The organism is Acidimicrobiia bacterium, assembly GCA_041676705.1.
GTDB lineage: Bacteria > Actinomycetota > Acidimicrobiia > Acidimicrobiales > SKKL01 > Actinomarinicola.
This window is the reverse complement of the sequence record JBAYRL010000003.1, coordinates 15607-27842: the sequence shown is the minus strand read 5'-3', so window position 1 is coordinate 27842 and position 12236 is coordinate 15607. Positions and strand designations below refer to the sequence as shown.

At 55.2% G+C, this 12236-nt stretch carries 10 protein-coding genes; all 10 read left to right on the top strand.

Annotated features, from left to right (window positions below; all coding sequences use genetic code 11):
* Window positions 1-34: 34 nt before the first annotated feature.
* The 10 genes from WC184_06130 (at window position 35) to WC184_06085 (ending at window position 12234) form a co-directional block, all read left to right on the top strand.
* Window positions 35-811: a nitroreductase family protein gene (locus WC184_06130; protein MFA7477455.1), complete on the top strand. Its 777-nt coding sequence runs from the start codon at window positions 35-37 to the stop codon at window positions 809-811.
* The gene (rsgA, locus tag WC184_06125) at window positions 808-1794 is read left to right on the top strand and encodes a ribosome small subunit-dependent GTPase A (GenBank protein MFA7477454.1); all 987 of its coding nucleotides are present in this window, start codon (window positions 808-810) and stop codon (window positions 1792-1794) included. The genes WC184_06130 and rsgA overlap by 4 nt, the downstream gene beginning before the upstream one ends.
* A 41-nt stretch (window positions 1795-1835) precedes the next feature.
* Window positions 1836-2645, top strand: coding sequence for an SURF1 family protein (locus WC184_06120; protein ID MFA7477453.1), 810 nt, complete (start codon window positions 1836-1838; stop codon window positions 2643-2645).
* 138 nt (window positions 2646-2783) lie between these two features.
* Window positions 2784-3662, top strand: coding sequence for a 4-hydroxy-tetrahydrodipicolinate synthase (gene dapA, locus WC184_06115; protein ID MFA7477452.1), 879 nt, complete (start codon window positions 2784-2786; stop codon window positions 3660-3662).
* 31 nt (window positions 3663-3693) lie between these two features.
* A complete protein-coding gene (locus tag WC184_06110; protein ID MFA7477451.1) occupies window positions 3694-5355 on the top strand; it encodes a ribonuclease J in 1662 nt (553 codons plus the stop codon).
* Window positions 5356-5458: 103 nt separating this feature from the next.
* The gene (locus tag WC184_06105) at window positions 5459-7948 is read left to right on the top strand and encodes a DNA translocase FtsK (GenBank protein ID MFA7477450.1); all 2490 of its coding nucleotides are present in this window, start codon (window positions 5459-5461) and stop codon (window positions 7946-7948) included.
* 60 nt (window positions 7949-8008) lie between these two features.
* Window positions 8009-9253, top strand: coding sequence for a 30S ribosomal protein S12 methylthiotransferase RimO (gene rimO, locus WC184_06100; GenBank protein ID MFA7477449.1), 1245 nt, complete (start codon window positions 8009-8011; stop codon window positions 9251-9253).
* A 26-nt stretch (window positions 9254-9279) separates the two neighbouring features.
* On the top strand, window positions 9280-9849 hold the full coding sequence (gene pgsA / locus WC184_06095; GenBank protein ID MFA7477448.1) for a CDP-diacylglycerol--glycerol-3-phosphate 3-phosphatidyltransferase: 570 nt from the start codon (window positions 9280-9282) through the stop codon (window positions 9847-9849).
* 38 nt (window positions 9850-9887) lie between these two features.
* Complete coding sequence (locus tag WC184_06090) at window positions 9888-11144, top strand: competence/damage-inducible protein A (GenBank protein ID MFA7477447.1); 1257 nt, start codon at window positions 9888-9890, stop codon at window positions 11142-11144.
* 190 nt (window positions 11145-11334) lie between these two features.
* Complete coding sequence (locus WC184_06085; protein ID MFA7477446.1) at window positions 11335-12234, top strand: LLM class F420-dependent oxidoreductase; 900 nt, start codon at window positions 11335-11337, stop codon at window positions 12232-12234.
* The last annotated feature ends 2 nt before the right edge of the window (window positions 12235-12236 follow it).

Here is a 12236-nt window from a genome sequence, read left to right as displayed (position 1 = left end):
TCGCTGCATCTAACGTCGAGGGAGACTTGCTTATATGACCGAGGATAAATCCCGTACCAAAAATGATACGGGGCTTGCGTCGTTGCGTTCGCGGTCAGAAGCAGAAACAGCTCTCGAGATGATGGCCACGACCAGAGCGATTCGGCGTTATAGGCAAGATCCAATCCCCGATGAAGACCTGGCAAAGATCATGTTCGCGGCCACTCGAGCACCATCGGGTTCAAATAGGCAGAGTTTTCGGTTTCTGGTGTTACGTGACGGCCCGAACGCCACTGCCGCCAAGGCATTATTGGGCGCTGCTTTTCGAAAGGGCTGGGGTGAAAAACGCCGCAGTGACGGTTATGAATCTGGTAGTGGTGCCCTAGACAATTCGCCTAAGGCCCGAACGGCCCGAGCCATGGAGCATTTTGTAAACCACTTCGAGCAAACTCCGGTGGTGGTGCTGGCTCTCATGGTGGGCCGCGACGGGCATCTTCGTGATGGAGCGTCGGTTTATCCGGCTTGCCAAAATCTGTTGCTAGCAGCACGGGCGCTTGGCTATGGCGGCGTTTTGACCATGTGGCACTACATGGTGGAAGGGGAATTACGTGAGCTACTGGGAATTCCACCCGAAGTATTCATAATGGCCACGATTCCTCTAGGCGTTCCACAAGGTAAACACGGTCCGGTGAGACGACAGCCAGTAAAGCGGCTGGTGTTTGATGATGCTTGGGAAGCTGAGGCTAGCTGGGCGGATGAGCCCGAAGGAACCAGGCACACCCAGGCCGGACCACCGAAAGTTACTAACGAAAAAGATTCTGGCAGCACGTGACACAAACGCCCAACAACGCGGACAACACGGGCGGCCTCGAAGCGTGGGGATTGACTCCCGAAATTCGCAGCGCAGCCGACGAGATACTTGCTGAGGCGCGTGAACGGGCCCATCGTGGTGCCGACTTGGGTCGTGTGGTACGCCATGACGGTGTAGCGCTGCGGATCGTTACCGCCGAAGGCATCGCACAATATCCAACCCGCAAAAGCATGGGTGCCGCTGTTGTCGGTGACTGGGTAGTGGTGGTCGACGGAGTTGTAGAACAAATTCTTCCCCGCTATTCGCTGTTGCGACGCCGTGACGAGGAACGTGACACCGAACAACGTCTTGCCGCCAACGTTGATCTGGTGTTGATGGTCTGCGGTCTCGATCGGCCACTATCGACACCGCGAATTCAGCGGGCCACTATGTTGGCGCATGAAGCCGGGATTCCGGCCATGGTGGTGTTGACGAAGGTCGATCTAGCTGAAAACCTGGCGGCTGCCGAAGCACAGATGGCATACGATTTCCCCGATGTGGCAATGGTCGCCATTGACTCGGTTTCGGGCCACGGCATTGACGAGTTAGCTAAAGAGCTAGCGGGCAAGAGTGTGGTCTTGGTAGGTGAGTCAGGAGCTGGGAAATCTAGCCTTACAAACGCCTTGAGCGGTTTAGCCCTAACCGCCGTCGGTGAAGTTCGTTCGAAAGACTCCAAAGGGCGACACACCACCACCTGGCGCGAGCTGCACCCACTGCCCAATGGCACCGTGATCGTTGATTCACCTGGGATTCGTTCCATCGGTATCTGGGCCGAGCCCGAAGCTGTCTCGGTGGCCTTTCCCGACATAGAAGCGTTGGCCGAACAATGCCGTTTCAGCAACTGCACTCATACCAGCGAACCTGACTGCGCTGTGCAACTCGCCATTGCCTCGGGTGAACTCGACGAACGGCGCTTGGCCGCGTGGCGTGAGGTTCTAAGCTCGCAAGAGCGAGGTTGGGACTAGCGGCTGAGTAGTTCTTCTCGGCCTGACCTAACCTAGGAAACGTGTATCGGTTCGTTTTAAAACCACGATGGATTCTGTCGCACCTATTTGTGTTGCTAATCGTGGCGGGTTGTTTGATTGCAGGGTTTTGGCAGCTAGGTCGCTGGCACGAAAAGCGAGACCTTATTCATCGCTATAAGGAACTCAGCGCCGTACCGATGGTCCCGGTGGGTGAATTGATTTCAATGGAGTCAACTCCGCAACAAATTCAAGAACTGACGCTACGTCAGGTTCAGGTACGTGGCCATTACCTAGCTGACGAACAAGTAACCGTACGAAATCGTACCTACGAAGGGGCCCCCGGATTTTATGTATTGACTCCACTCTTGATGCCCTCGGGAGAAGCCGTGGTAATCAACCGTGGATGGGTACCGTATTCCATTGGCGAAACGGCCGAGGCAATGCAGGCTGCGGCCCCTCCAAAGGGCGAAGTAGTGGTGGAAGGAACTGTGACCGCCACTCAATCTAAAGGCGCCTTTGGGGCCACCGACCCCGCCGAAGGTCACCTGCGAGAACTCGCCCGAGCCGATATTGCGCGCATTGCACACCAAGTAGACGCCCCAGTGTTGCCCGCTTATGTAACACTTGAGGCACAATCGCCCGCCCCCGGCGATGTTCCGGTGATGGTCGAAGCTGCGCCACCAAATGAAGGCCCACACCGCGATTACGCCGTGCAATGGTTCATTTTCACCTCAATCGCGTTGGGTGGCTACCCATTAATTTTGCGCAAGGTTGCCCGAGAACGCGCCGCAGGACAAAAAGGTTCTGCTCTGCGGCCAAAACGCTCGAAGCTGGTACCGGTCGACGATTAGCCGCTTGCTCAGCGTCTTTGCCCAAAGGCGAGGACTGATAAGCTGGGGCCGATCTAGAATGTTCGTGCCGATTGGTTGAGGGCTGCGACATTTGCTCAACTTGTCAGCCCAGAGGAAAGAATTGTGCAAGGAGTACCAATGGCCCGTTTTGGACGCGTGCTGACCGCCATGATCACGCCGTTCACCCCTGAGGGTGCTCTCGATCGTGCCGGTGCCGCTGAACTTGCCAAGTGGCTTATTGCGCAAGGCAACGATGGCCTAGTGGTAGCCGGAACTACGGGCGAAAGCCCTACCTTGTCGACCTCAGAACATTTGGACCTCATTCAGATCGTTCGTGAGGCGGTTCCCGAGGCCGTGGTGGTGGCCGGGGTTGGCTCCAATGACACCAACTATGTCACCACCATGATTAAAGACGTTAACGACATGGGGGTGGACGGCTACCTAACTGTCACGCCTTATTACAACAGGCCCTCACAAGCGGGGATAGCGGCACATTTCGCAGCGCAGGCTGAAGCCACCGATCTACCTCTCATGCTTTATGACATTCCGGTGCGTTCGGGGCGCAAAATAGATACCGCCACCATTCTTTCGTTGGCTTCCCAACATCCAAACATCGTGGCGTTGAAAGACGCGGCTGGTGCCCCTGGCGCTACTGCTCATCTCCTTTCCGAAGCACCTGATGGGTTCGAGGTTTACAGCGGGGATGACAGCTTAACTCTGCCTCTCTTGGCCGTCGGAGCGACAGGCGTGGTTGGCGTTGCTACTCACTGGTTGGCTTCAACCATGAGGGAGATGATTGAGGCCTTTCTGGGCGGAAACGTTAAGTTGGCGCGCCAACTGAACGCCGCAATGATTCCCTCATTTAATTTTGAAGCTTCCGAGCTAGCGCCAAACCCGGTACCTACTAAGGCCGTGCTCCGGGCCTTAGGTCAGCCGAGTGGCTTTTGTCGACTACCAATGGGTCCCGAGCCCGATGGTTTAGCCAGCCAAGCTCAAGCACTTCTAGCCAGCCTTTAATAACTAAATCATTTAGGTAAGGAACATATTTATGCCAGAGTCGGTTCGCGTCAGCTTTTTTGGGGGGCTGGGTGACATTGGAAGAAACTGCGCTGGAATCGAGGTCGACGGTCGAATTCTTTTGATTGATTGCGGTTTAATGTTCCCCAACCTAGACATGTTGGGTGTCGATCTTGTGCTCCCCGACTTTACTTACCTGCGAGAAAACGCCGACCGAATTGAGGGCTGTATTGCCACCCATGGCCACGAAGATCATGTGGGAGGCCTTTCGTTCTTGTTGCGTGACGCAAAATTCCCAATTTACGGTTCACCGTTAACATTGGGGATTGCCGGTAATCGCATTAACGAGGCCGGTCTACTCGATCGCACCGAGCTGATACCGGTTTACGACGGCGAACGACGCCAAATCGGTCCTTTCGACGTTGAATTTATTCCGGTGACTCACTCGGTTCCGCACGCTTTCGCGACCGCTATTCACACACCGCAAGGCACAATTTTGCACTCCGGTGACTTCAAGCTCGATTTGAATCCGGTTGATGGCCGTCGCACCGATTTAGCCAGGATGGGACAGATCGCTAAGGAATCTGGTGTGCGGTTGTTGCTCGCCGATTCCACCAATGCTGAAGAGGCCGGTCACTCTCGTTCCGAATCGTCAATTGGTGAAGTTCTGATGAGCTTGTTTCAAGCCCATGAAGGACGCCGCATTATCACGGCTAGTTTTGCCAGCCACATCCATCGGGTACAACAGATCGCCAATGCGGCACTGGCTACTGGTCGCACCATTGCGACCGTTGGTCTTTCCATGCAAAAGAATTTTCGCTTGGCTCGTGATCTTGGGTTGCTCGACATTCCAGATCGTTCGATTCGAGACATTAAAGAGGTCGAAGACCTTGACCCTGGCCAGGTCTGTATCATCTCCACTGGTAGTCAAGGTGAACCAATGTCGGCGTTGGCCAGAATGGCTACCGGTGATAGCAAGTGGCTTCAAATAACTGCCAATGACACTGTGATTTTGTCGTCACACCCGATTCCCGGCAACGAAATGAACGTGTCGCGGGTGATTGATGGCCTAGTACGTTTGGGTGCAGAAGTGGTGCATTCGGGTATCAGCGACGTCCATGCCACAGGTCATGCGAAAGCCGAAGAGCTGAAATTGTTTCATTCGGTTATTAGCCCCGAGTGGTTCATTCCGGTTCATGGTGAATACCGTCACCTGCGCGCACATGCCCGTCTAGCTGCTGAAATGGGCTTGAGCGATGACCGAATTTTGGTCTGTGAAGACGGTGATTCCGTCCTTTTAACCAACGATGGAATTATTCGAACCGATCCGGTACCGGCACGTTATTTGTATGTAGATGGCATCGTTGGCGACATCAACCACGGTGTGCTTCGAGATCGTCAAGTGCTAGCTGAAGAAGGCGTGGTAGTGGTGGTGGTCTCGGTTGATGTCGAATCCCGCGTAATTCTTACTGGCCCGGAAGTGATCACTCGTGGTTGGGTCCACGCCGATGAAGCCGAAGAACTCTTGGACGAAGCCGCGGAGGAAGCGAAGGCCGCAATTCTTGAGGTACTGACCGCCGAACAACCCGATGCCGAAGCTATAGCCCGCGTGGCGCGCCGAAGCGTGGGCCGTTTCGTCAATAACACCACCAAACGGCGACCAATGATCGTGCCGCTGGTGATGGAGCCCTAGCCGTTATCGTGGTTTCCTAAGCCCCGATGCTTGACCTGGGCGTCTTGGAGCGCAAACATGGGTATCGGGTGGAGCCCGTATTTTAACCGCGCCCGAGGTTTTAGTGGCTACTCGCACCAACCCCCGATCAACCTCCAAAACCCGAACGACGAAACGTTCGACAACCTCGCCGCGCAACCGCTCGGCGTTTGCACGGGCTTTCGAAGGGCGAGCGTTCGACACCTGGGGCATAGTGCTGGTCGCTCTAGGCGTACTAAGTGCCCTTGGAATGTACGGCAACCTTACCGGCGCTGCCGGACGGGCAATAGCAGGCATGGCCGGTGGCACGCTTGGCCTAGTTGGTTACACCGTTCCAATGTTCTTAGCCGTTGGTGGTGTGGCACTTATTGGCTACGCCCGCAATTACAACCAGAGTAATAATTCTCCAGCCCGAATTGTGGTGGGTCTAGTTATAGCTGTGGTGGGGGTAACCGGATTACTGCATCTATATTTAGGCCAGCCTGGTCTGGTTGACGGAGTTGATGGCTTAAGCCAAGCCGGGGGGTTGGTAGGCCTGGCCAGCGGTGGACTTACCCAGGCGGTGGCATCTTTGGTTGGAGCCACCCTTGTTCTGGGCACCACCATCACCATCGGTGTACTAGTGGCCACCCACACAACGGCGGCCTCGTTAGCCACCATGATTGGCAGCGGCTTTAAACGTGCCGGTGGTGGGGTAGCCAAATTAGGACATCAGGTTATGGGCGATGGTATCGGAGCTGATGAGACCGTCGATACGACCTCTGTTCCTCGTGGTTGGGGTGATTCGAGTCCCACCTTGGTCGTTGGTGGTGAGGCCCAAGTAGACCCGACCGTGGTAAACGACCTCGAAACGCACCATTCTCAGGCTTCGGCGGAGCTTGTCAACATCTCCGGTGATAATTCCACGGCCTTGTTCGACCAAGATGTCCACCTTGAGCGGGGCGCTAGCTCGGTTGATGATCGTGAGGACGGGGATTCCCCCCAAATTGCACAACAGCGCAACCTTGTGCCGATTACCGGCGGAGGTAATTTGGGGTCTGTTGACCTGACTCAAGTCGACATGTCATCAACGTCGGCATGGGAACTGCCTCCACCTAACGTGTTACAAAAAGCAGACGCCCATGTGGTGGATCGTGAAGCTGTAGAACGTACTGGTCGAGTTCTTGAACAGGCGTTAGCTGAACATGGGGTGGAGACACGTTTGATCGGCATGGTGGTTGGTCCTACCGTCACCCGCTACGAACTGGAACTGGGTGCCGGGGTGAAGGTGGCCAGGGTGACCAGCCTCCATAAAGATATTGCGTACGCTATGGCCTCGGCGGACGTTCGAATCTTGGCCCCTATCCCAGGTCGGCAGGCCATCGGCGTCGAGGTGCCGAACGCTAAACGTGAAATCGTGGCCCTTGGCGACCTGCTCAGCTCGGCCGAGGCCAAGAAGGCAAAACACCCGCTGGAAGTAGCGATTGGACGCGACATAAACGGCGTTTCGGTGATGGCGAATTTGGCTCAAATGCCCCACGTACTTATCGCTGGTGCAACTGGTGCTGGTAAGTCGTCGTGCATCAACTCGATCATTACCTCCATGCTCATGCGTTCAACCCCCGATGAAGTACGTATGATTTTGATCGACCCCAAACGCGTTGAGCTAACCCAATATTCGAAGCTGCCCCACTTGCTCACCGAGGTGGTGACCGACCCCAAGAAGGCGGCTAATGCCTTGGATTGGGCGGTGCGAGAAATGGACCGTCGATATGAAGTGCTTGAGGCCGTTGGCGTTCGTGATATCACCGGCTACAACAAGGCTTACGATCGAGGTGAACTTACCAGCGCCCCCGGAGCGGGCGAGGTGGGCCTTGACGGCACAGTAGCTGAATACGAGCGCCTGCCATTTATTGTGATAGTGGTCGACGAGCTGAACGATCTGATGATGGTGGCAGCACGCGATGTTGAGGCCAGCATTTGTCGCATCGCGCAAAAGGCTCGAGCGGTTGGCATCCACCTGGTACTAGCGACGCAGCGCCCTTCGGTAAACGTGATTACCGGCCTGATTAAAGCCAATATTCCTTCCCGTATCGCGTTCGCGGTTTCGTCTTTGGCGGACAGTCGCGTGATCCTTGATCAAGCTGGAGCGGAACGCCTTATCGGTAAGGGTGACATGTTAATGGTGACCGCCAACTCGAGTGCTGCCCATCGGGTTCAAGGTGCTTGGGTGACGGAGGAAGAAGTTCGTGACGTTGCGGATGCCTGGTTAAGCCAAGCTCCAGCTGTGGTTTATACCGAAGATGTCCAGGGTGAAGCTGAAGAGCCCTCGGCGGCTGGGGCGTTGCTCCCTGGCGGCACCTCGGGCGATGAAGATGATGATGAACTGTTACTTCAAGCCATCGAGCTAATCGTTCGTAGTCAGTTGGGCTCCACATCGATGCTGCAGCGCAAGCTAAGGGTTGGTTTCGCTCGCGCTGGTCGTTTAATGGATTTGCTAGAACAACGTGGCATAGTAGGCCCCTCCGAAGGTTCGAAACCACGCACGGTGCTCATGACCCCTGAAGAGCTCGACTCGGTACTGCCGGGGGTTTAGCCACGCCCGAGACCCCCAAGATGAAGATCGAAGTAGTTGTGCTAGTAGCATAGAGCCTTAATGCCCCGCACTTATTGGGTCGAGACTCTCGGCTGCCCCAAAAACCAGGTTGATTCAGACAAACTCGTTGGAACCCTAGTGGCCGACGGTCTTTCCGCGGCTGCCTCGCCAGCCGAGGCCGACCTAGTTGTGGTGAATACCTGCGCCTTTATCGAAGATGCGCGTCGCGAATCGATTGACACGGTCTTGTCACTCTCTGATGCGCGCCGCCAGGGCGCCGAAATTGTTGTTACCGGCTGCATGGCCGAACGTTACGGTGACGAACTGGCAGCGGCACTTCCCGAGGTCAACGCCGTTAGCGGTTTTGGTGTGCCGGTGAGCCTCGGTCCAACTCGCAAGGCACCCGCTTTCGATCTTTTGAATCTACCCCGACCTCCAAGTCAGTCACCCTGGGCATACCTGAAGGTGGCTGAGGGCTGTGATCGGGCCTGCGGATTTTGTGCTATTCCAAGCTTTCGCGGTCCACAGCGTTCTCGCACGGTCGAGTCGATTATGGCTGAAGTCGACCAGCTTGATGCTCAAGAGATTGTGTTAGTAGCTCAAGACCTTGCGGCTTTTGGTCGTGATCAGGGTATAGGAGAGCGCCGGATTGTGCCTCTCGTTGAGGCCCTTAGGGAGCGGGTGCCTCGAGTCAGGTTGTTATATCTGTACCCGGCCGATTTAACCGAAGCTCTAATCGAGGTGATCGGTTCGTCTTCGGTTCCCTATTTTGATTTGAGCTTGCAACACGTTTCACCACCGCTCATGCGACGTATGCGGCGTTGGGGTAACGGCGAGAAATTCTTGGAGCGAATTTCGTTCATTCGTCGCCATTATCCAGACGCCGTTTTTCGGTCGAATTTTATTGTGGGTTATCCGGGTGAAACTGAAGAAGACCACGACGCTTTGTTGGCATTCATTGAAGAAGCTCAGCTTGATTGGTGTGGTTTCTTCTCATATTCACGTGAAGAAGGCACCTACGCCGCATCTTTACCGGAAGTTGTCGATTCGGCTTTGGTGGCAGAACGCTTGGGAGAGCTTTCCGAGCTGCAGGATTCGATTACTGCTCAGGCTCGAACCGCTTTGATCGGCCGAACTATTGAGGTGCTCGTTGACGAGCCTGGTGTTGGTCGCAGTCACCGCGAAGCGCCCGAAATTGATGGCATTGTCAGCATTCCGAGCGACTTAGCGGTGGGCCAGTTTTATAGGGTCGTGGTTACCGATTCGTTAGGGCCCGACCTCGAAGCTTTGGGTGGAGTATCCTAACTTGGGAACCAGCACGAGGAGCCGGGGTGAGTGATACTGCGTTTGGCCCGACAGCTTTAGCCACGCCTGCCAATTATGTGACCATTGGTCGCATCTTGTTGTCGCCATTGTTCTTGGTGGTGCTAACTGATCGTGGGCCTAGCTGGTTGGCTTTTGCCCTGTGGACCGGTCTGTGTTTTTCTGATGGTGTTGACGGTTACTTAGCCCGCAAACATGGCACCACCCGTTCTGGTGCTTTTCTCGATCCACTGGCCGACAAGGTTTTGGTTCTGGGGGCACTGATAGCGCTGGTGGCCATTGGGCGTTTTATCTGGCTTCCGGTGGTGCTAATCGCGGCTCGAGAGATCGCGATCAGTATGTTTCGTTCCTTTTGGGCACGCCGTGGCGTGTCGATTCCGGCACGTTCTTCGGCCAAGTTCAAGACCGTGGTTCAACAATTCGCCGTGGCTTTTGCGGTTTTCCCACCCCTGGGCGATAACCCGGCGTGGGTGGCCGACATCACTTTATGGGCCGCCGTCGCCTTAACTCTCGTTACCGGTGCTCAATATTTTTATGATGGCAGCCGTTTAGGTGGTAGCGAAGCCATCCCTTCCTAAACCCGGACGAGCTTGGTCAGGCACGATAATGTTGCCCCATGCGTTGTGAAATAGTCGCCATCGGAACCGAGCTGTTGCTGGGCCAAATTGTTGATACCAACTCTTCATGGATTGGAGAGCAGCTGGCATTGGCCGGAATCGACAGTCTATTTCAAACCAAGGTGGGCGATAATCACGAGCGTATGGTTGACACCATTCGCTTGGCACTCAGCCGGGCCGATGCTGTTATTTGCTGTGGCGGATTGGGCCCCACCCAAGACGACATTACGCGTGAAGTGATAGCTGACATTATGGGCGTAGAGCTGGTCTTTGACGAGGCGATCGAGGCACGTATTCGCCAGATGTTTGGCTCGCGAGGCCGTATGATGCCTGAAAACAACCTGCGCCAAGCCATGGTTCCAAACGGCGCTTCTACCATTGCGCAACAACCTGGCACGGCGCCGGGGTTAGTTTGCCCGATCCCAGAGGGCAACGAGTTCGCAGGCAAGATTATTTACGCCGTGCCTGGGGTGCCGTCGGAAATGGAAGAGATGGTTCTAGGCACTATTGTGCCTGACCTGCGGGAACGCTCTGGTTCAACCGCTGTGATCAAGAGTCGAACGTTACGCACGTGGGGTCAGTCAGAGTCGGGTCTAGCTGAAATGTTGGCTGATGAAATCGTGCGTCTGGATGCTGAACCTTCGGCCACGATTGCTTTTTTGGCTAGCGGCATCGAAGGCATCAAAGTTCGAATCACCACTAAGGCCGACACCGAAGAAGAAGCAGCGGCGTTACTGCGGGCCGAAGAAGAAATTGTTCGCGATATTGTGGGCGACATCGTTTTTGGTGTTGACGATGAAACCATGGAACATGCTGTGGTACAGCTACTTGGCGAGCGCGGTTTAACCCTTGCCGTGGCGGAATCGGTAACCGGCGGCCTCATTGCCTCCCGAATTGTGAATGTTTCGGGTGCCAGCGAGGTTTTCCGCGGTGGGGTAGTGGCCTATGCCTCAGAAGTTAAATATTCAGTGCTCGGTGTGCCCGAAGGTCCGGTGGTGACCGAAGAAGCAGCCATGGCCATGGCTGATGGAGTTCGCAAGCGTCTTGATGCCGATGTGGGAATCGCTATAACCGGAGTGGCGGGCCCCGGTTTACAGGAAGGCTTGCCCCCTGGCACCGTGTTTTTCGGCTTGGCTTTAGGCGATGATATTGAGGGCCGACCAATGCGGATGCCAGGCGATCGGGAACGCATTCGTGCGTTTTCTACCATTGGGCTGCTCGACTGGCTGCGTCGGCGTTTGCTCAACCTGGCTTAAAACGTGAACTTGTGATACCGGCCGTTGCCGCGTAGATGATTACCGGCGGTTTGTACCCTTTGCTGCTTAGCGTGGCTATGTATGCCCAGGTTGCGACGGTAATGGTTGAGTGTTGCATTGCCAAGGTCTGAAAGTTGGGTCTTGGTCTACCCTCCGGCTGGCAGCAGTGGCTTCGTTCTATGCTTGGGACATGAAGTTTTCATTCTGGATTAATAACGCCAACCCGTGGAGCGAGATTCTGGCCACTGCCAGCCATGCAAGTGACACTGGTTGGGATGGGCTCTGGGTAGCTGACCATTTCATGTCAAACGACGAAGCTGCCAGCGGTCCCATGCACGAAGCGTGGTCGGCTATTGCTGGTTTGTCGGCCGTAGTTTCTAAACTGCGCCTGGGGGTTTTGGTCTCGGGCAACACCTATCGTCATCCAGCTGTTTTGGCGAAAGCGGTGGCCACTATTGACCACATTAACGATGGTCGGACGGTGTTGGGGGTTGGCGCTGGCTGGCAACAAAATGAGCATGAAAAGTATGGAATTGAGTTGCCTCCGGTTAAAGAACGTCTCGACCGTTTTGAAGAGGCTTGTGCCGTATTAACCGGCTTGTTACGTGATGAGCGCACCACGTTTAACGGAGAGTATTACCAGCTTGATGATGCTCCGCTAGAGCCAAAGCCAGTGGGTAATGTGCCGTTGTTAATAGGTGGGGGTGGCGAGAAACGCACCATGAGAATCGCGGCTCAATATGCCGATGAGTGGAACGTGTGGGGTACGCCCGAGCTGCTACAACACAAGAATCAGGTGCTCAATCGGCACTGTGAAGATTTGGGCCGCGATCCAGCCGCCATCACTCGGTCGGCCCAAGGCTTGTTATTCCTTTTCGACAATGCGGAAGAGTCGGCCAAAATGCGGGCACGCGATCTGGGCAGGCCGATGTTGGTTGGTACGCCCAGTGAATTAGTTGAGGTGGTCGCTAGCTACCGTGAGGCTGGTGTAGATGAGCTAATCATCCCCGATTTCAACCTTCCCCAAGGCGCCCAAAAACGTGAAATTATGGACACCTTGATCGAAGAAGTTTTCCCCGCCTTTCGCTAAAG

Coding starts and splice junctions, on each gene's coding strand:
- WC184_06130 (MFA7477455.1), top strand. CDS start 35: ATGACCGAGGATAAATCCCGTACCAAAAATGATACGGGGCTTGCGTCG.
- dapA (MFA7477452.1), top strand. CDS start 2,784: ATGGCCCGTTTTGGACGCGTGCTGACCGCCATGATCACGCCGTTCACC.
- WC184_06110 (MFA7477451.1), top strand. CDS start 3,694: ATGCCAGAGTCGGTTCGCGTCAGCTTTTTTGGGGGGCTGGGTGACATT.
- rimO (MFA7477449.1), top strand. CDS start 8,009: ATGCCCCGCACTTATTGGGTCGAGACTCTCGGCTGCCCCAAAAACCAG.
- WC184_06090 (MFA7477447.1), top strand. CDS start 9,888: ATGCGTTGTGAAATAGTCGCCATCGGAACCGAGCTGTTGCTGGGCCAA.
- WC184_06085 (MFA7477446.1), top strand. CDS start 11,335: ATGAAGTTTTCATTCTGGATTAATAACGCCAACCCGTGGAGCGAGATT.